General features: G+C 46.6%; 22 protein-coding genes and 5 pseudogenes. 11 read left to right on the forward strand and 16 right to left on the reverse strand.

Annotated elements, in window-relative coordinates; translation table 11 throughout:
* Positions 1-125 precede the first annotated feature (125 nt).
* From JCM11216_RS08430 to JCM11216_RS08445, 4 genes are all read left to right on the forward strand, one after another.
* The gene (locus JCM11216_RS08430) at positions 126-461 is read left to right on the forward strand and encodes a ribbon-helix-helix protein, CopG family (RefSeq protein WP_054853936.1); all 336 of its coding nucleotides are present in this window, start codon (positions 126-128) and stop codon (positions 459-461) included.
* Complete coding sequence (locus tag JCM11216_RS08435; RefSeq protein ID WP_243675815.1) at positions 451-834, forward strand: hypothetical protein; 384 nt, start codon at positions 451-453, stop codon at positions 832-834. Before JCM11216_RS08430 ends, JCM11216_RS08435 begins: the two co-directional genes overlap by 11 nt.
* Positions 827-1,036 carry a hypothetical protein gene (locus JCM11216_RS18180; RefSeq protein WP_243675816.1) on the forward strand — a complete coding sequence of 70 codons (210 nt, stop codon included), beginning with the start codon at positions 827-829 and terminating at the stop codon, positions 1,034-1,036. The genes JCM11216_RS08435 and JCM11216_RS18180 overlap by 8 nt, the downstream gene beginning before the upstream one ends.
* 418 nt (positions 1,037-1,454) lie before the next feature.
* The gene (locus JCM11216_RS08445) at positions 1,455-2,333 is read left to right on the forward strand and encodes a hypothetical protein (RefSeq protein ID WP_054853938.1); all 879 of its coding nucleotides are present in this window, start codon (positions 1,455-1,457) and stop codon (positions 2,331-2,333) included.
* A gap of 23 nt (positions 2,334-2,356) precedes the next feature.
* Here the strand turns inward: JCM11216_RS08445 and JCM11216_RS08450 are convergent, their stop codons facing one another.
* The 9 genes and pseudogenes from JCM11216_RS08450 to JCM11216_RS08490 form a co-directional block, all read right to left on the reverse strand.
* Entirely contained in the window at positions 2,357-2,650 is a 294-nt protein-coding gene (locus JCM11216_RS08450) for a hypothetical protein (RefSeq protein WP_054853939.1), read from the reverse strand.
* Positions 2,651-2,879: 229 nt separating this feature from the next.
* On the reverse strand, positions 2,880-3,068 hold the full coding sequence (locus JCM11216_RS18185; protein WP_243675817.1) for a hypothetical protein: 189 nt from the start codon (positions 3,066-3,068) through the stop codon (positions 2,880-2,882).
* Positions 2,996-3,766 (reverse strand): hypothetical protein, encoded by a 771-nt coding sequence (locus tag JCM11216_RS08455; protein WP_243675818.1) that lies wholly within the window; start codon positions 3,764-3,766, stop codon positions 2,996-2,998. Before JCM11216_RS08455 ends, JCM11216_RS18185 begins: the two co-directional genes overlap by 73 nt.
* Positions 3,767-3,939: 173 nt before the next feature.
* On the reverse strand, positions 3,940-4,449 hold the full coding sequence (locus tag JCM11216_RS08460) for a hypothetical protein (RefSeq protein ID WP_243675819.1): 510 nt from the start codon (positions 4,447-4,449) through the stop codon (positions 3,940-3,942).
* 236 nt (positions 4,450-4,685) lie between these two features.
* Positions 4,686-5,232: pseudogene (locus tag JCM11216_RS08465) on the reverse strand (RNA 2'-phosphotransferase).
* A 573-nt stretch (positions 5,233-5,805) separates the two neighbouring features.
* A complete protein-coding gene (locus JCM11216_RS18190) occupies positions 5,806-6,249 on the reverse strand; it encodes a CoA-transferase (protein WP_243675820.1) in 444 nt (147 codons plus the stop codon).
* A 366-nt stretch (positions 6,250-6,615) separates the two neighbouring features.
* Positions 6,616-7,265, reverse strand: a pseudogene (locus tag JCM11216_RS08480) (CoA transferase subunit A).
* Between the two features lie 121 nt (positions 7,266-7,386).
* Positions 7,387-7,665, reverse strand: a complete 279-nt coding sequence (locus JCM11216_RS08485) for a MoaD/ThiS family protein (protein WP_054853942.1) — start codon at positions 7,663-7,665, stop codon at positions 7,387-7,389.
* A gap of 5 nt (positions 7,666-7,670) precedes the next feature.
* Positions 7,671-7,910, reverse strand: coding sequence for a hypothetical protein (locus tag JCM11216_RS08490; protein ID WP_054853943.1), 240 nt, complete (start codon positions 7,908-7,910; stop codon positions 7,671-7,673).
* Positions 7,911-7,986: 76 nt separating this feature from the next.
* Here JCM11216_RS08490 and JCM11216_RS08495 point away from each other — a divergent pair, with 76 nt between their 5' ends.
* Positions 7,987-8,472, forward strand: a complete 486-nt coding sequence (locus tag JCM11216_RS08495; RefSeq protein WP_054853944.1) for an NUDIX hydrolase — start codon at positions 7,987-7,989, stop codon at positions 8,470-8,472.
* Here the strand turns inward: JCM11216_RS08495 and JCM11216_RS08500 are convergent.
* Positions 8,447-8,727 (reverse strand): annotated as a pseudogene (locus JCM11216_RS08500) (acylphosphatase). The gene JCM11216_RS08495 and the pseudogene JCM11216_RS08500 overlap by 26 nt on opposite strands.
* A gap of 48 nt (positions 8,728-8,775) precedes the next feature.
* Here JCM11216_RS08500 and JCM11216_RS08505 point away from each other — a divergent pair.
* Genes JCM11216_RS08505 through JCM11216_RS18195 form a run of 4 tightly spaced genes read left to right on the forward strand, consistent with a single transcriptional unit; the run spans position 8,776 to position 10,424 of the window.
* Positions 8,776-9,492 carry a hypothetical protein gene (locus JCM11216_RS08505; protein ID WP_054853945.1) on the forward strand — a complete coding sequence of 239 codons (717 nt, stop codon included), beginning with the start codon at positions 8,776-8,778 and terminating at the stop codon, positions 9,490-9,492.
* Entirely contained in the window at positions 9,471-9,761 is a 291-nt protein-coding gene (locus JCM11216_RS08510) for a hypothetical protein (RefSeq protein WP_243675821.1), read from the forward strand. The genes JCM11216_RS08505 and JCM11216_RS08510 overlap by 22 nt, the downstream gene beginning before the upstream one ends.
* Positions 9,734-10,165 carry a protein kinase gene (locus tag JCM11216_RS08515; RefSeq protein WP_243675822.1) on the forward strand — a complete coding sequence of 144 codons (432 nt, stop codon included), beginning with the start codon at positions 9,734-9,736 and terminating at the stop codon, positions 10,163-10,165. Before JCM11216_RS08510 ends, JCM11216_RS08515 begins: the two co-directional genes overlap by 28 nt.
* A 58-nt stretch (positions 10,166-10,223) precedes the next feature.
* Positions 10,224-10,424, forward strand: coding sequence for a hypothetical protein (locus JCM11216_RS18195; RefSeq protein ID WP_243675823.1), 201 nt, complete (start codon positions 10,224-10,226; stop codon positions 10,422-10,424).
* Between the two features lie 9 nt (positions 10,425-10,433).
* On the opposite strand, the gene JCM11216_RS08520 is transcribed toward JCM11216_RS18195, so the two are convergent.
* Positions 10,434-10,841, reverse strand: a complete 408-nt coding sequence (locus JCM11216_RS08520; protein ID WP_054853948.1) for an FHA domain-containing protein — start codon at positions 10,839-10,841, stop codon at positions 10,434-10,436.
* A 64-nt stretch (positions 10,842-10,905) separates the two neighbouring features.
* The gene (locus JCM11216_RS08525) at positions 10,906-11,319 is read right to left on the reverse strand and encodes a 30S ribosomal protein S26e (protein ID WP_054853949.1); all 414 of its coding nucleotides are present in this window, start codon (positions 11,317-11,319) and stop codon (positions 10,906-10,908) included.
* Between the two features lie 122 nt (positions 11,320-11,441).
* Between JCM11216_RS08525 and amrS the strand changes: the two are divergent.
* Positions 11,442-12,589: pseudogene (gene amrS, locus JCM11216_RS08530) on the forward strand (AmmeMemoRadiSam system radical SAM enzyme).
* A gap of 1 nt (position 12,590) precedes the next feature.
* On the opposite strand, the gene JCM11216_RS08535 reads toward amrS, so the two are convergent.
* The 3 genes from JCM11216_RS08535 to JCM11216_RS18205 form a co-directional block, all read right to left on the reverse strand.
* Entirely contained in the window at positions 12,591-12,989 is a 399-nt protein-coding gene (locus tag JCM11216_RS08535) for a hypothetical protein (protein WP_054853950.1), read from the reverse strand.
* Positions 12,990-13,136: 147 nt separating this feature from the next.
* A complete protein-coding gene (locus JCM11216_RS18200; RefSeq protein WP_243675824.1) occupies positions 13,137-13,994 on the reverse strand; it encodes a molybdopterin-dependent oxidoreductase in 858 nt (285 codons plus the stop codon).
* Positions 13,995-14,023: 29 nt separating this feature from the next.
* Positions 14,024-14,947, reverse strand: coding sequence for a hypothetical protein (locus JCM11216_RS18205; RefSeq protein WP_243675825.1), 924 nt, complete (start codon positions 14,945-14,947; stop codon positions 14,024-14,026).
* Positions 14,948-14,991: 44 nt separating this feature from the next.
* On the opposite strand from JCM11216_RS18205, the gene JCM11216_RS08545 reads away from it, so the two are divergent.
* Positions 14,992-16,020, forward strand: coding sequence for an FAD-dependent oxidoreductase (locus JCM11216_RS08545; RefSeq protein ID WP_054853951.1), 1,029 nt, complete (start codon positions 14,992-14,994; stop codon positions 16,018-16,020).
* 124 nt (positions 16,021-16,144) lie between these two features.
* On the opposite strand, the pseudogene JCM11216_RS08550 reads toward JCM11216_RS08545, so the two are convergent.
* A pseudogene (locus JCM11216_RS08550) lies at positions 16,145-17,565 on the reverse strand (amidohydrolase).
* Positions 17,566-17,962: the final 397 nt, after the last annotated feature.

Consider the following 17,962-nt stretch of genomic DNA (forward strand, 5'->3'; position numbering starts at 1 on the left):
CTCGTAATGCATTGTCTGTGTCTCTCGACCGTGGCTTCCGCAGTCTTCATAATGCATTGGGTCATTAACCGTAATGCATTGGTTCGTTGCTTCACGCCTTTTAAGTCTGTGCTGTTGATTGTTGGATGAGGTTTAGGTGCGTGAGCGTTAGGGAGGACGTGTATGAGGCTTTGAGGAGGCTATCCGAGGTCAGCAACGCAACAATGAGCGACCTAATACGCCAATTACTAACTACGTACATGGCAATGAACGAAATCAGGGAATTACTCAAGCAATGCCTGAGCCAATCAATCGCCAACGCCAATCTAAACAATGAGGTTGCTAAAACCGAGTCCATCAAGGACTCCATTAGGGAACAACCTAGGGAGTTTATTGGTGAATCCCCCCCAGTGAGTTTTGAGGATAATCCGTGGGTTCAGATCATTAGGTCTAAGTCGGCGGTGATTAACAATGAGGGTTGAGAAGGATATTGAGGAGCTAGCTATTGAGAGGTTGAGGTCTAAGTTTCCTGGGAAGTCGAGCTCGTGGGTTAAGCATGCCTTGAAACGCTTCGAGAGTGGCTCCGTTAGGCAAATCAACGAGAATGCCTGGGTGGTGAGTGGTGACCCGAGGTTGGTGATGAGTACCCAAGCTACATTGTTCGCTTCAGGGATGGGAAGTATTATTGCTCATGCTTCGAGACCAACTGGGGGGATAAGGCGAAAGAGCGAGGTCTGCACCCACATAGCCGCAGTCATACTACATAGAGAATACTCAAGACTACTACAGCCAATATACGCCGCGGTCATAAACATGGAATGCGACGGGGGACTACCACCTCGAGGTCATGGATAGGGAGGTCAAGGTGATTAAGCAAGTGAGGGCATTGAGCAACGACATAGTCAAACCGAGATATAAAGCCACATACATAATAATGAGCAATGAACCAAAAACCGTCAAAGCAAGGTACGTATGCGGAGACGAAATAAACGAGCAAGAGGTAACCCTAAGCAAGGCGATGAAGTACGTGATTGAGTTACTGCTTCGAGATACTTAATGATTTGTTTTAATAAAACCTTTTAATCTTAAATTTACTAACTAAACCTCGAGTGCGATGGGAGCGAGAAGAAATTTTAGAATTAGGAACATAATTAGGAACATAATGATTTACGTATCTCCACCCCCCCTGGCCACATTGCTTCTATTTTTAATGTTAGACGCATTTTTTGCCTCTATTGTTGCATTTTTCTTCATTCCTCACTTAATAGTACTTGTTATCGTATTTTTATTTTTATTAATAGTAATAACAATAATAATTAGTATTTTCTTTATACGTTTGTTGATTCTCATGCATAGGGCTATCCCGTCTCGTAGTGTGCTGTATTTATTTTCAATTATTTATTCTGCCTTTAGCGGTGTTTTAGCCGGTGGATGGGTCGTAACGAGTAAACCCCCTCGTAATTTCGGCATTGAGTATGGCGGCTAAGATCGGCGGTATCATAGGTAGCGTTGTTTTATTGGGTATTTCCATAGCATTCCCGTTGAGTTACGGTATTGAGGTTTGGGGGGGAGCGGTAATTTCGGACATTGGCGTGTTTCTAATGGCGATGGGCTTCGTGATGTTGATTACCCCGGGTACTCCCTACGTAACTCCTGCCGGCGTCATTGTTGGCTCTGGAGGTGCCTTGATGGCTACTGGGCTTCGGGAGTACTTCAGGGTGATCTTTACATCGCCTGATCCGCGTATTGAGGTTGTGGAGGATAAGCCAGTCCTCAACACATTCCCAGACTTCTGTGGTACGAACCGTCCTCCTCAGCAAAATGCCATTGGTTATCTTAGGCTTCACGTTAGGAATGTTGGCCGTGGTGCGGCTAAGAATTGCGTGGCTCAGGTTAGGGTTTTGAGGAGGTTGTCTATTGATGGCTCTGGCGAGTGTAGGGGTGGGCCTAGTGGTGAGTATAATGATTGGCTCGACCTCACCTGGACCGGCAATAAGGATAGGGTCGATATTAATCCCAATGACGTGAGGATATTCAACCTGGTCGTGATGCCCCCCCTCGATGGTAATAATAGGCCATTCTTCGCCGGCAACCCAAGCATGGCGACGGCGTGCGGTGGCTCACCACCCTACGCATGGTTCGCTAGGCCGGATGTTACGAATGTTGTTTTCGTCATGCAGGATAATAAGCCGATTATACTAAATGGATGCTTGAATAGACCTCAGGACTGCCTAACGAGGTGTGTCTACGAAATCGAGGTCCAGGTGACCTGCGAGAATGGTAGGGCCGAGCCGGTGAGGCTAAGGCTCACAATAGGCGATGAGTGGGGTAGCACGAGGATTGAGAGGGTTTGACCGAGGTAGTTAGTGGGCTGGTGCTATGATGGTAGCTCTATGAGTGTGCCTAGTTCCCTCCTTAATCCTTCATTGTCTGTCCTGTTTATTAATTCCGGTATTGTCATCATGCAGTTGTCCCCCCCGCAGTTGATGAAGGTGTTTAGCAGATACATTATGAATTGTTGTAACCTTACCGGGCCTAGCTCAAGGCTACCACCGCTAAAGCCTATGAAAACGTTCATGAGTAAGTCGCACCTGATGTACTCGCAGCTCTTACCCATCCTCCATACTGGTTCACAGTCATTATCTAATGCAAATACCTTGGCGCACCTCAATGCGCCGACGGGCCTATCCCCGGAGAATAGGCATAAAACCTACGGCCATTAACCTCGATGACCTCGAATAATGTGAGGTCCGCGAATGTCTCGACGTCCCTGGTGACTAATTGATTGCTGAGGTTGAATGGGTCCTGCGGGCTTGGCGCCTGTACCTGCCTTGTTATGTCAGCCCATGGGTGGTAGCCGTTGTGGAGTTCCTGAAGGTCTCGCCCCCCCCTATAAATGATTACCCTGCATTTGCCTCCTTAGGCACATCAGCCAATTTAGGCCTTGCAACCCTTAAACCAAACCTCAATACACGTCCAAAGACTCTATCATTCCTAAATACCAGTCGGGATATGGTTAGTGTGTAGAGTCTAGGTGCCCTAATGTAGTTGTTGAACATGAAGGTGACGGCGGTGACGAGGCCAGCCACCAACGCACCAAAGGCAGCCGAGGGAGTAGGTCGGCAACGTAGAAGGTAACGCCAACACCAAGAAACACAATACTAACAATGAGCATACGAAAGAACCTATTGGGTATCAAGGCCCACGTGAAGAGGGGGGGTATGAGGATGAATGTGAAGATTGATGCGAGAATGTATGCGGCATCGCCTAATTCAAAGGCAAGAATGACGAGAGTTACTGCCAAAATTGTCAGCAGTATTAAGGCTAGTATGATTCGCAGTCGCCAATTACGCGGTGCATCCCAAAGTACTCGTGCTTGACAATAAATGATTAATATCAGTAGTATTGCAGGAATGATTGCCGAGATTATTCTTGTTAATAGTGTGGCTAGCAAACCATTAATCTCAGCCATATATAGCCCAAGGTATGTTAGGTTGCAAGACAGCATGAAGTTTACGAGGGTTAGTATCACGAGACCTATCCATGGTGACCTATGATTACCAATGCTTATTCCGTAGAGTAGGTAGTTTGCGTAGTACTTCTTCAGTTCATAAGTATTGAGTACTTTCCACCTCCAGTAATAATAATAGCCTATGAATAGGATGAGCCACCAGGCTATGTTCACGTAGAGTAGGGCTGAGATGAGTGGAGTGGTTGAGCTGTGGGTGCTGGTTATCGTCACAGTCACTGTGCAGTTGTTGGTTGAATTAACGCAAATACACGTCAAACACATTACCAAAACCACAACCACCATGGATTTAAGGCTATTGTTTACGGCTTAATTGGAGTGCTAGGTAAGTCATAAACGCAATTAGCGGTGGATCAATTACTAAGCCGTCAAATGGACCTAGGGCTCCAATCACTGGTTCCAACTCCTTAACCGTAGCAATAATCATTGAATCAACCGAGTCGATTATGTAGTCTATGATTAGGGCGTTGGCGTAGGTGACTAAGGCAAAAACCATAGGTTTTAGCTCTCGCCTTGAGTAATACACATACCGCCGTTACCGCGATTACATCAATCATTAATGCCACGAATACCACGAGCGAGCTAAACTCGTAGATTGCTAAGCCACTTAATTCATGAATAATCAGTGAGTAGGCGAATGAGGCTGCTGAGGCAATGATTACGGAGACGATGGCCGTCAAGCCCAGGGCTTTACCCAATGCGTTTAATGAGTTGAGGTTTGCTAGGGTAAGTATTGCTAGGACAACGGCATCAATGATTAGTGGTATTAGGCTAATCCCGATGTGGCCAACGTGAATGGCGAGTGGTGAGTATGGGCCTAGGCAGTGCAGGAACCAGGAATCACCAAGCAAGTAAAGCTGAAACCAAACAATGAGTAGGTAGAGGGTTGCGAATAATAACGCGTCAATAACGCCGGCCAGCATTGGCTTGGCACCACCCATCCATTTAACACCACCCCCCCACACCTACTTTTATGCATGGCGACCACCCAATACCAAGCACCTCAGTGCTTCGAGGAGACCTAAGTGGTGAGCTAGCCAATGACTAAAGAGCGATTGATGAAGCCATGAAGCCAATCAACGAATTCCTAAACCAAGCAGAGAAGCACAGAGGCGGGCATCCTTCCAGGCTAGACTACCGGCCCAAGGGAAAGCCGAGAACCAAGAAATTTAAGCTTTTAGTTTCGTGGTTTCGTTAGTGACTCTATGCATTGTGGTGGTACGTAGTCCACGAGCCTTATCCTATCTGTCGCAGTCAATACTTGGTAACCATCCTTTCTTAGGCAGTCTGCGTTTATCCTCAGTATTACCACATCGTCACCATGCCTAATGGCTACCTCATACGCATCCCTTGGGTCTAGTACTAGGTGCACGTACTTCCTATTCATAGGCTTTATCCCCCCCTCGCGCATTATTCGTACCAGCGCCTCCTTCGTGGTTCCGTGATATAGGGTCTTCACTTCATTATCAATCTCATACTTTATATTGACATTGAGTGACTTGCTATGGCCATACCTAGCCCTAATCATGCCATCCCTAACCTCAAATCTACCCTTTGGGTCGAGCAGCGCCACCGCTATTACATGCCCCCTTAGTTAGCCATGAGAGTGCCTTTGGATCCCATCTACTCCTCAATGCATTTACTAACTCGTCAATGCCCACCCAACCTTCCCTATCCATTGATAGGTTTACCGCGCCTGGGTTATGCCTAAGTAGGTAAGTCATTAAATGACTCAACCTGCTCCTTAATTTACCATTTAGTAACAACCTAGTTTGTACTCCGCAGTGCGCAGTCTCTTCGGTGTATGAACCGCAGATCACGCATTTGTATATACTCCTCATTAGCCGTTTAATTAATGGATCAACATTACTTTAGTCTTTTCTTTATCTTGTGTGGTTAATTGAAATAATTGATCATGTTCAATTCAAGCGTGAGCGCGGGAGCCGATTTACTTAGGATGATTGAGGATATGCAGAGACTATTCACGAAGCTTTATGACCTAGCCATGACAATACAGGGCGGCGTATTTATAATACATAGCAATGCCTAATGAACCAGGTACCCTAGGCAGGGTTTTAACCACGATAGAGGCAGCCACAGGGCCTAACCTGCTGTTAGCCTATGCTTATGAATGATGATGACTTAGTGAAGTAATAAGCTACGCCTTACTTGCTTACTAAGCGGAGGGTGATGATGAGGTTGGTAAGAAGCTTGTTGAGGCTTCGAAATCCACTGGTGCAATAATACTTGGTGCATATAAGATTGAGAATAAGATGCTGTGATTAATGACTTTAAATTTATGAATACCTAATACCGCCTGGGTCCAGCTTATTTAGGAATTGCAGCTCATCCTGCGTTACAGGTTCAAGAACGCTTAATGTCTCCCTAACCCTTGGTTTAAAGGCCATGTTATTAATCACTTCATCAACGCTTATACCAGGGAATAAACCGGTCAGTACTAATTCGCCTAATTCATGGTCAAACTCGAACATGGCCTTTGGCGTGCATATGGTTAAGCGTGGACCCTGCTTCGTGGGGCCAGGAGCCGTGATGAAGTCAACCCTCTCAACAAGCGTCCTCCTTGAGTGTTCCCTAAGCCACATCACTATCCTACGGGCCCTCCTGTATAGGTAAGCCGCGGCTGCACCGCCTGGTAGCCGAACCCTGGGCTTTTCATAACTACCGATTACGGATAAGTTCATGTTACCACGGCGATCAACCTGGGCCGCCGAGAAGAACATTACGTCTAGCTGCCCTCGCCTGGCGAGATCAAACGCGTCTAGGCTTATTACGAAGCCCCCCCTACCATTAATTAGCGAGTATGGGTCCCCCCCGACGACGGTGTTATTACGAAATCCCTGGGTTCATAAATCTCGGCCACATTTATAAACCAAGTATTTATACCCCAATGCCTAGCCAATGCTACTGCCAATACCGCCGGGACTGAGCCAAGCCCGTATAGGCAATGTCACCATCCCTTAACTGCCTCGCCATGCACTTAATGACGTTATCCATGTCAGCCATGGGCAAACACCTCAAGCACCTTCTCAACACTAAGCCCAGCCTTAACGCTGTCGAAATACTTCTTGATAATTTCGTAATCAGCCTTATAATAACCGTACATAGACGTCGGCCACGCACCCCCTTGGCGAGTGCACAACCGCGGTTATCATGAAGCCAGGTATTGTTAATCGATCAGGATGCTCCCTAAAGTAATCCTCACTGACTATCTCCTCCGCCGTAACTATAGCCTTCCTGGCGGCTTGGATCTTAAGTAAATCCTCGTATTTAGGACCGTAAATCTCAACATCACCCCCCCTCTCATCAGCCTTGTGGACATGTACTAGGGCCACGTCAGGCCTTATCGCCCTAACCACGACTAACTCCTGGTCATTAAATGGATCCCTAATCACCTTCCAAATACCCCTCTTGACGTTCAACGGGACTAAATCACTGTCCAACGCTATTGCTGATGGCATGAAGGGAAGTCCATAAGCCCCGCACGGAGTCCAGCCATTACACCCTCACAAACATCCTCTATGAACTCCACCTCGCCGCCCTCCACCATTCTCCTAAAGCCTGGCGCGATGCCGAAGTGCTCGAAAGTGACCATGGCAGCCCTAATCCTCTTAACCCTACCCGATATCGTTAATAAATCGAAGGCAAGCCCAGGCTCCCTATCCACCAGCGCCAAGTCCCTCTTGTTTGACTTGACTATGGCTATGGCCATAGACATGGGATTACGGTGAAAGGACATGCCTCCAATCGCTATTTCATCGCCATCATTTATCAAATCTAAGGCCTCGTTAATGCTCATTAACTTGTTTTTAGCCATTCGCAATCACAGTACTAAATTAATTAAGTGGAGGTATTAAGTTTTACGATATGAATGCCTTAGGCGCAATTAGCACCTCATCACCATCACTTAGATTAGTGAGCAAGCCCTTTAGCCAGTATATATCCCTACCATTCACAATCACTACGTAATTCTCATTAAGCTCATTACCCCTAAGCAGTATTTTTGGTATTTCCGGGTTTAATTCACCAAGCCTTATTATTAAATCCTTAACCGTGGATTCATCCGGTACCTGCACAGTTATGTTTATAGCGTTGGCAAGCTCATGCAAATTAGCCGATAGTATTACCCTCACCCTCATAATTATCAGATACAAACAGAGTCAACAAATGCCCTTGCCAATTCCCTAGCGCGATCTATCGAATTCGTCTCCTCAACACATGCGTTCTCCTCATCCTTCATGTAAACAATGTATTTACCACTAACCTCGTAAATCATGCTTCTACCAAAGCAGTTCTCCTCAAGCAACGTCTGATAAGCCTCAATAGGTTCTTTATCAGATAAACCATCAATAATACTCCTCACCTTATCATTATTACACTCCATTAAGCACGTAGGAATTATAGTCCTTAATAAATATAACGTTAATACTTAATTAAGCTAGCACATGCTAAGTTACCGGATGGGAAGAGAATACCCGAGATACCCCTTGGTGGGTGTTGGCGCCGTAGTTATTATGGATGGTAAGATCCTCCTAATAAGGAGGGGTGCGGAGCCCAATAGGGGGGGTAAGTGGTCGGTACCAGGCGGCATGGTTGAACCAGGCGAAGACCCGGACCGCGCCGTACTTAGGGAGTTGCAGGAGGAGACGGGCATTATTGGTAGGTCAATGGGGCTCTTTGGCGTTTACCAATACATAGAACGAGATAAGGAGGGCAGGGTTAAGTACCACTTCTTACTGCTTGATTATTTAGTGGAACCCATTGGCGGTGAACCTAGGGCATCTAGTGATGCCACGGAATTAAAATTTATTGATTTAAGGGAAGCATTAAACCTCGACTTAACAGACACCGCTAGGCAATTGATAATGGATCTAGTGGATTCGGGACTCAGACCGTGTGGCGGCGGCTTAATTAAGTACGTTAATAAAGTATCTCAAAATCGCTAAACTCATTCCTGGGCTCCTCATACTCCACCTCAACATCCTCAACCACGGCCCCCCCGGTGGCCCCCCCTGCTTGGTAATACTTATCAACTGCTCGATGGCGTCGTCCGGGCCCTCTGCCACTATCTCCACAGTGAAGCCGTCGGGTAGGTTTCTGACAAAGCCCTTAATGCCCAGCCTCTTGGCATTCCTCCTCACAAATGCCCTGAAGCCAACTCCCTGGACTAGGCCTTTAACAAGTATGTGGACTCTCTTCATCTTATGGTCCGAATAACGCTTTAAATGGGTCTTTAAAGGGTATCTAACGTGTTGATTACCGACGTTAATAAAGTGATTAAGGCGTTGCCTGGGATCGTGCTTTTCATAAGTCTATTGTTCTTCATTGGTATCAATACCGCGCATGTTCTGATCATGGTTGCGCTCTTTGTGTTGTTTTATGAGTTATTTAGGAAGTATCCGTTAAGGAATAATTGGTTTATAATACCGTTGGTTTCGGAGGTCATCCTTGCATTATCTGTGGCATTTATAATTAGTAATGCCTATATCTACGATGCACTGGCCGTATTCGTTGGAATCACTGTACTAGTTCTGTCATTGAGGGTTTCTGACTTTAGGGCAATTATTACGTTAGCTCTGTTGTATATCCTTTACCTATTTTACATGGGTTATGCTAATCCAGCACCTCCTGAGCTTTACTTGCTGGTTAATTCGCTCCTCATATTTATGTCCTCATTAGTAATCACAATTAGAAACTCGATCATAATGTATAGGATTGACTTCCCAGAGGATTTGATTGATAGGGTAATAACATACTTAGGCGTATTATTGATAGTACCGGCGGCAGTATTTCTCTTCGTATTTAATCAACCCTACGTGTATATGACTCTGGTACCATCTATCGTGTCAGCAACACCAATGGTGAGAAGACTCCCGGGCTATATCTCTGTAACCCTATTAATACTGACACTTGTTTATGGCGTTTACCCAACAATTAGGATTTATTGGTTGGGTGTCACTGCTTAGTACTTATCTTCACAATAATGTACTTAAGACCAACCAAGTTAAGGTTTGTTAAGGGGTTAAGACCACCAATATCGTGGTTAGGCGCTTGGTTGGGCGGTAAGTACCTGGTTGATGATGTGGTTGCCACGGGCGGTTTCAGCTACGTGCTTAGGGGCAGGGACGAGTGGGGGGGTAGGGTTTACGCCATCAAGGTTCTTAAGGACCGGGACTCCCGGGGCAATCCGTTAGCTAACGACCCAAGGTGCTCTCGTCATTCAAGAAGGAGATGAGTGAGTACCTACTCATTGAAAGCCCGCACATTGTTAAGGTGTTTGAGGTCCACATACCACCTGACGAGAAGCTCCCGTACAAGTCACTGGAGGATTACTTGAGTGAGCCGCCTTACGTGGTTATGGAGTTCATGGAGGGAGGATCGCTGAGGGATTTAATGAGGGAGAGGGGACCGCTAGAGCTCGGTGAGTTCTTGAGGCTGGCGTACTCGATAACGCTTGCGTTGTCCGAGCTCCATAAGGCGAACATAATACACCTAGACCTTAAGCCTGAGAACATATTGTTTAAGGATAGGGAGAGGAGGATTGTGAAGATTGGCGACCTGGGCGCGGCTAAGATAATGGTTGGTGGTAAGTCCTACGTATCGCAATTCTCAATAGCCTACGCAGCCCCCCGAGGTTAGTAAGGGCGTTGCTGATGTTAGGTCAGACATTTACTCACTTTCCTGCATATTTTATGAAATGCTGACTGGTATGAACCCGCACATGTATAGATTAAGTAGTGGCCAGGTAGTAATACCTCCGCTCAATAATTATAGGCCTGACATACCGCCTGAAATAGTCATGTTAGTGATGAGAGGCCTTGAGTTAAACCCATCGTTAAGACCCTCAAGCACAGGTGAGGTATTGGCCGTTCTTAAGAAATACCTAAATAACGCATAGATTGTCTAGTCATTGCTTTTCCTCGGTTATTATCGATAACTTAATTACTGTGTAATAGCCAAGCCTAATGACAACATCACCACTAAACCTATACTCACTCACCTTCTTAAATGTGTCACCATCAAGTACGTACGTGCCATTTGTACTATTTAAGTCCTTAATTAACAATTCATTTCCAACCATGGTTATTACCGCGTGTTTCCTAGATACCGTTGGATCCGGTATTATCACCATATTCTCAGGACTCCTGCCAAGGGTTATCTCCTTAATTATTGATAGGTCAAAGACGACCTTAAAGTCCTTCATGAAGTCCCTGGGGGGGCTCTCAATAAACGTTAACTCAAGCTTACTAGGGCTTCTTCGCATTGTTTCTGTATTCGGTAACTCCATCCTCCTAGTCTCTTCGGTATGCTCCATTACGCATTAACATGAGCTCGAAATACCTTATAAGAGTTACTATCATTCGATTATTCATTTAACCTTAGGATTTAGTCGTTGACTCCTGCATGCCCTGCGTAGTCGATGGGGGGGCCGAAGTTTGAGTCTGCGTTTGCGCGGGTTTGCTGGCTGATGGCGCTGTTACTGATTCCCTGCGTATTGGAGCCCTAGATAACGCAGCTTTCTTCTTCCTCTCATCCTCAGACCTAACCTTTAGTATCCCCCCCAGGTAAATTGCGCAGTTTATGCAGTAGGTCTTGGTTACGTAGTACCTAGGGACGATGGCGCCCTGCTTCTCAAGCTCCCTAGCCAAGTCACCAGGCACTGGTGAGTATGGTACAGTAACCCTAACGGCCTTGGACCTAGGCACTAACTTACCACAATTGTCGCAATAAACCATCGGTTCCTTGCCCTTATCCCCCTTGTGTCTTCCTCGATTCTTCCTCTTCTTCGGCATATCTTGGTCCATTGCATTAGGCGCTTAAAAAACATACCCCCTCCGTAACCACGTGTTGATTAAGGAGACTTGCTTGCCTCATAAGGTTTTTAATCATGAATTAATGACTACATATGGGCTTAATGAAGGAGGCGACACTATACAAGGCGTTTCAGGACGGTAGGGTTGAGTGCACGGCATGCGCAAGGAGGTGTAAGCTTTCTGATGGGCAGTATGGATTTTGCGGTGTTAGGTGGAATTTAGGTGGCAAGCTTTACTTAATGGTTTATGGCAAGATATCGGCAATAGCCGTGGACCCAATCGAGAAGAAGCCACTTTATCACTTCAATCCAGGCTCCATGGTCCTATCCTTCTCAACGTACGGCTGTAGCTGGGCATGCCAATACTGCCAGAACTTCGACATAAGCCAGAGGAGAGTCCTCGAGGGGTTCGAGGTAACCCCGGAGAAGATTGTCGAACTGGCTGAGACTTACGGAACCCAGGGAATCACGTATACGTATAATGAACCATCGATATTCGCGGAATTTGCGTATGACGTTGGAATCCTAGCTAGAAAGAGGGGGGGTTATTCAACACATTCGTTACTAACGGATACATGACTGACGAGGCTGTTGACTACATATCTAAGTTCCTCGATGCGGCTACCGTGGACTTTAAGGGTAATGCCGAGCCCAAATTCCTAAGGAAATTCTCAATGGTCCCAGACCCAGAGCCCATATTCCAGACGCTCCTTGAGATGAAGAGGAAGGGAATATTCATCGAGGTTACAGACCTCGTGGTCCCGGAAATAGGCGATAACCTTGAGTACGCCCGTAAGCTGGCCAGGTGGGTAGTGGATAACCTGGGGGGGCCCGAGACGCCCATGCACTTCCTTAGGTTTCACCCTGATTATAAGGTTGATTACCTACCACCAACGCCAATAGAAACCCTTGAGAAGCATGCCCAGGTGGCTAAGGAGGAGGGACTTAAGTACGTTTACATCGGTAATGTTCCAGGGCATAAACTCGAAAACACCTACTGCCCAAACTGCGGTAGGGTCGTTATTAGGAGGAGGGGGGGCTTCGACATATTAGAGGTTAACCTAACGGAGGATGGCAGGTGCAAGTTCTGCGGCGCCAAAATAAACATTGGCGGTAAGGTGTGGCCGACCTGGAGGTTAAGTGATAGGTTTGCCTACGTACCCATTGAATTATTGTCCAAGTACGTTAGGATAACCAGGGAACAGATTGAAGAAGCCAGAAGGAGGATACACGTTAAGACCCAGGGATGAACTAATTCATCGCTTTAATTCTAATATCAGTGATGCAGAGGACCCTGCCTGATATATTGATGGTGTTTCCATTAACCAGCATTGTTATTCCCGTAGTCTCGTCAGTCAAGTGCAATTGATTCGCAGGGAGTACCATGTTTATGGTACCAATACTAACGTAGATTCTAACCACGTATTCCCTATCATCCTTATCAATAAGTGTTAACACAAAAGATGATGAGTGATCACTCACTTTATGTTCCTTCCACCCTAACAACCAATATTCATCATACTTAGTATTGATGCTTCTCAGCAATGAGGTAAACTCGAATTCATCAAAACATCTACCCACAGTTATGTTTAACTTCCTTAAAAATCTCCTCAAATTCCTGATGTAACCCTTAGCCAACTCTACGACCATTTCATCTCATTAATGGACATTGCTTAAAAATATGTCTATAAAAATAATAATTCAATACGGGAAAATACCGTAATAATGACTTAATGATTACCATAAATAATGTACAAATAACTTAAATGACCAATAATAAGTTGATAAAAATATACGTTATTTATCCACGACCCTAACCCTAACACCATTAAGCAGTGGCGTACCTGCGTATTTGCCCTTAACACGACCTGTGATTGCGTTTATAGGCTTGCCATCAAGGTCAATAAGGCTGCTTTTGTAGATTAACGCCACGCCAGGAGGCACATTACTATCCTTAACGGCCCTAACCCTGACACCGCCAAACTCATTCTCCAGGATAACGATGCCCTCATAATCATGGGTATAAACCACGGGCTCCAAATCACCATAAACCTCGCGGAACTGCGTGTTAGTGTAAAGCGGGTGCGAGGTGAAGACTAGGCGAACCTCGTTATTACTTAATTCGCTAGGCTCTACGGGATTAGGCAATGGGAGTGCGTCGGGCTCGTTTGCGGGTAAATACCTCGGCTTTACCTTAACGATTTTCTTCTCCCTAAGCTCCTCTAAAGTAGCGCCGGTAGGCCTTATGGCCTTATCCACGGCTTCCCAGGGATCCTCAAGAAGCAGTGGATGAGAGATCTCAAGCTCCCTAGCTAACCTACGTATTAAGTCAACCTCCGTTATACCCTTAGGAGACCTAATTGGTTCATTATAAACCAGGTAATCATGCCAATAACTATAAATCACGTCATACTTCTCGAGGAATGTCGGCGCTGGGATAACGACATCAGCCAGCTTAGCCGTTTCAGACCAATACGGGTCATGGACAATCAACGTAACCCTACCCTCACGGACAGCCTCAATCAGCTTGTCACCACCTGGTAGGGTAACCACGGGGGGGTTCTCATTCCAGACATACACAATATCGACCTCGCCACGCTCAATATAATCCCCCCCAAAGTCAGCCATGGGTATAACCCTGGATGACCTAGCCATGTGAAGACCCCCCCTAAGGTAGTCAAAGTCTATTCCCCCCCAACCCAGGGAGTTCGAGTAGTAATAACCCCCCCTCTCAAGGCCGACCAGGCTGGGATTAACGAGATCATGCCTATGGCATCACCACCATTTAATGAGCGACCAAGGGCGAAGCCAATCAGTGTTAATGGCTTATAATCGTGGTAAAACTCGGCAAGCCACCTAATGTCATCAACAGACACGCCACTAACCCTTGACAAGTAATCAAGCGGAAACCTCCCAACGTAGTCTGCCAACTCCTCGAAGTGCCTGACCTTACCCTCAACAAGGCCCTCCTCAATCAACACCTTAATAACTCCTATGGCAAGAAACACATCAGTACCGGGCTTAACTATGACTGCCCTATCCGACTTCTTAGCCGTGTCACTAAGCCTAACATCAATAGCCACCTTAAACTTCTTAATAAATAAGGCCCATATGTGCGGCGCCGACACACTAGCCGGGAATGCCCAGAACACGGCGGCTCTGTACTTAATGAAATCCTCCGGCAAAGCACCCATACTAGTGCCGTAATGCACCTTAATGGCTGCATGACCCTCAGCAGAGCATATCGACCTATCAGTCTGCGAAGCCCCAACCACATTAAATAACCTGTCTGGAAAATACCACGTGAGCAATCCCTGGTTTCCATCGTAATCAGTACGCAGTATCCTTGCCGGATTCCTCTTTATGACCTCCCTGAACAGCTTTGCCACGTATTTAATGGCCTCGTCAATACTAACCTCCTTACCATCTATGTAAGCCGAAGTAACCCTATTCCTCTCATTCCTAATTAGGTCGGCCCTACCCCCCCTAGCGCATGTGAAGCCGTTAATTGGGAATATGTTAAGTGGTTTGTAGTTCTCGTCGAATATGCATGTGTCGTAGCAATCCCTCGTGCATGCAATTACCATACTAATCAATTGGTCAGTCACGTACTAATTATAAATTGATTCCCAGCGCTAAGTGAGGATTAGCCATGAATAAGGCATTCGATGTTGCTGTGGTTGGTGCAGGTTCCACGGGAGCGACAACGGCGTATTACCTCGCTAAGGAGGGCTTTAGGGTTTTGGTGATTGATAAGCGTGGGGGGGTTGCCCAGGGAATGACGGCCTACTCCCTAGGCCTCGTTAGGAGTTATTACGCTAATGAGGATGTGGCTCGAATGTCGCATTACAGTCATGGCTTTTTCATGAACTTTGAGAGGGAATTCGGCGTTGATGTATTTACGAAGACGGGCCTCCTGGTTATTAGTAATGATGAGGCCGGCATGAGGAGGACCTTTGATATGCTGCGTAGTATTGGCGCTAATGTTCGATTATTAAGTGGTGATGAGGTACGTGAAGCGCTTAACGCCAGCACTACGTGGGGGGGTGAGGTTGGCGTTTACGAGGAGGACGCTGGCTATGTTGATACGGGCCTATACACAAACACCGTAATGAATAGGGCTAGGGAATTAGGTGTTGAGCTTGTGATTGATGAGGCCCAGGTCAAGTTTGAGGGTAATGAGGTAGTTGGCGTGAGGCTCATTAATAGTAGTGAGACTGTGAGGGCTAGCCGCTACGTTATTGCAACCAACGTTTGGACTCAAAAACTACTACCGCAACTAAACCTGCCGATTAAGAACATTATTGAAAGGGTGATTAGGGTTGAAATAGGCAGGTCATTACCCAGCGTGTTTGATTACATGAACAACTTCTACATAAGGCCCGAAGGCTCTAGCTATGGTTTAATGGGCCTACTTTACCCACCAGAGAATGCCTGGCCCAACCCAGACGACTTCAATCCATTGGCTGAACCTGAGTTTGATTATGCCGTTAACGTGATGGAGAATGCAGCCAATAGAATGCCGTGGTTCATAAACGCCAAGTACCTGGGTGGCTGGAGGGGGGGTTTATACGACGTCACTCCTGACTGGATGCCTATAATTGATGAGCCGGTTAAGGACTTAATAGTGGTTGTTGGCTTGAGCGGTCATGGCTTTAAGTTGGCGCCGGCCTTCGCCTAATGGTCACGGAATTAATAAAGTATGGGAAAGTGAGGACATTCAAAGACATATTCAGGCTGAGCAGGTTTAAGGAGGGAAGGTTAATACAGGGAACTGTGCAGGAGAGGGCTGCATTTTAATAAGGTTATAGATGCACTCTTTGCCCTCCCACGTATGTTTCTAGTATCTTTATGTTTCTTAATTCCTTATCGCTTATGCCTAGTGGGTCTTTATCAATTATTATGAAGTCGGCCAGGTAACCTGGCTCGAGCCTTCCAAGCTCATTCTCCTCACGGAGTAGGTATGCAGAGCCGTATGTATAGTAATGAAGTGCGTCTGCCACGCTTACCCTCTCATTCCCCCCCGTGTACTTACACAGCTCTATACCCTCATAACAACCCCCCCTAGTGACCGCCGCATACACCGTCTCCCACGAATTTAATGACTCGACGGGCGCGTCTGTGCTGAAGCCGAGCATTACTCCATTATCGATCAGCGTCTTGAATGGGTACACGTACCTAGCCCTATCAGCGCCAACCCTACTCACAACCCACCAATCAGTAATTACGAAGTGAGGCTGAACGGCTAACGCGATGCCGAGCTCCCTAATCCTCTTGATCAGGTCTTCCCTTAATACGGATGCATGCTCAATCCTATGCCTAAGCACCTGGGCGTTGCCCAGCTTACCGTAAATATCGAGTATTACCTCAACCATTTTATCCCCCCCAATACCGTGAATGGCGAGTTGAAGACCAGCCTCACTGCTCCTCCTGGCAATACTCATTAACTCCTCAAAGCCGTAATTCGGCCTTCCGGAATTACCTGGGTCATCACTGTACGGTCTCGATAACCAGGCGGTCCTGGCGCCAAGCGAGCCGTCGGCGATGACCTTAATGCCACTAATCCTCAGGTACTGAGAGCCGAAGCCAGCCCTAATGCCGAGCTGCCTCAGTAACTCAATGACGTCAATTCCGTGATCAAATGGGTTTAGGTAAGCCCTGACCCTAATCGGTAAATTACCGAGCTCCCTCTCAATCATTATCAGTGATTGTAGGCTCTTTAGGTCTACGGATACGAAGCCTACGGTCGTGACGCCAAGTGATGCTGCGTATTTCATGGAGTTCATCATGAACTCCCTGTAATCATCAAGTGTGTATGAGTCCCTCACCAACTCCTCAACCTTATCCAAAGCCCGCTCAACAATTACACCCGTGGCATTACCCCTCTCATCCCTAATCACATCCCTGTCCACCGCATTTAAGAGCCCAGTTAACTCCATAGCCTCGTGTTAAGCACGGCAGCATGACCACAGACCCTAACCAGCATGACTGGTCTATCGCTAATCACTTCATCGATGTCGAACCTACTCGGCCAACGCCTCTCCCTAAATAATTCCTGGTCCCAACCCCCCCTGCCAATTACCCAATTTGTCTTTACATTCTTTACATAGTCCTTGAGCCTACTTTTCAACTCCTCAATACCATTAACACCCCCCCTTAAATCCAGCGTCGCCAGGTTAATGCCTATCGAGTCCAAGTGCGCATGGGCATCGATGAATCCCGGCATCACAACACGGCCCTTTAAGTCCACCTCCTCGAGCCCTAGGGCATCCGCAATCCTTAACGCCCTTGCTTCATCACCGACATAAGCAACCCTATCACTGACCACAACAATAGCCTCAGCCCTAACCAGGGGCTTAAATGACGAATAAACCAAGCCATTAAACATAACAAAGCCGCTAACCATTATCTAGAGTTACTAAAGCGCCTATGTAAGCGTTACTCAGGGAAACATTAACCACTGCGTATTAAGGGTTAAATTGAGATTTTAATTTACGTAAATAAATCAGGGCGATCGACCAAGGTACGTTGGTGGATAACCTTGAACCATTTCACCATTAGTCAGGTCTCATTAAACTCGACACTGGGCGTGGGTATGGCGTATGCCTGACCGTTATAATTCA

Origin of the sequence: Vulcanisaeta distributa JCM 11216 (assembly GCF_001315985.1) — an archaeon.
GTDB lineage: Archaea > Thermoproteota > Thermoprotei > Thermoproteales > Thermocladiaceae > Vulcanisaeta > Vulcanisaeta distributa_E.

Excerpts from the sequence above, each read along its gene's own strand:
- JCM11216_RS18190 (WP_243675820.1), bottom strand. The coding sequence starts at position 6,249 with ATGTTCTTCTCGGCGGCCCAGGTTGATCGCCGTGGTAACATGAACTTA.
- JCM11216_RS08430 (WP_054853936.1), top strand. The coding sequence starts at position 126 with ATGAGGTTTAGGTGCGTGAGCGTTAGGGAGGACGTGTATGAGGCTTTG.
- JCM11216_RS08545 (WP_054853951.1), top strand. The coding sequence starts at position 14,992 with ATGAATAAGGCATTCGATGTTGCTGTGGTTGGTGCAGGTTCCACGGGA.
- JCM11216_RS08520 (WP_054853948.1), bottom strand. The coding sequence starts at position 10,841 with ATGGAGCATACCGAAGAGACTAGGAGGATGGAGTTACCGAATACAGAA.
- JCM11216_RS08535 (WP_054853950.1), bottom strand. The coding sequence starts at position 12,989 with ATGGTCGTAGAGTTGGCTAAGGGTTACATCAGGAATTTGAGGAGATTT.
- JCM11216_RS08435 (WP_243675815.1), top strand. The coding sequence starts at position 451 with ATGAGGGTTGAGAAGGATATTGAGGAGCTAGCTATTGAGAGGTTGAGG.
- JCM11216_RS08495 (WP_054853944.1), top strand. The coding sequence starts at position 7,987 with ATGGGAAGAGAATACCCGAGATACCCCTTGGTGGGTGTTGGCGCCGTA.
- JCM11216_RS08460 (WP_243675819.1), bottom strand. The coding sequence starts at position 4,449 with ATGGGTGGTGCCAAGCCAATGCTGGCCGGCGTTATTGACGCGTTATTA.
- JCM11216_RS18200 (WP_243675824.1), bottom strand. The coding sequence starts at position 13,994 with ATGGCTAGGTCATCCAGGGTTATACCCATGGCTGACTTTGGGGGGGAT.
- JCM11216_RS18195 (WP_243675823.1), top strand. The coding sequence starts at position 10,224 with ATGCTGACTGGTATGAACCCGCACATGTATAGATTAAGTAGTGGCCAG.
- JCM11216_RS08445 (WP_054853938.1), top strand. The coding sequence starts at position 1,455 with ATGGCGGCTAAGATCGGCGGTATCATAGGTAGCGTTGTTTTATTGGGT.
- JCM11216_RS08525 (WP_054853949.1), bottom strand. The coding sequence starts at position 11,319 with ATGCCGAAGAAGAGGAAGAATCGAGGAAGACACAAGGGGGATAAGGGC.
- JCM11216_RS08485 (WP_054853942.1), bottom strand. The coding sequence starts at position 7,665 with ATGAGGGTGAGGGTAATACTATCGGCTAATTTGCATGAGCTTGCCAAC.
- JCM11216_RS08490 (WP_054853943.1), bottom strand. The coding sequence starts at position 7,910 with ATGGAGTGTAATAATGATAAGGTGAGGAGTATTATTGATGGTTTATCT.
- JCM11216_RS18180 (WP_243675816.1), top strand. The coding sequence starts at position 827 with ATGGATAGGGAGGTCAAGGTGATTAAGCAAGTGAGGGCATTGAGCAAC.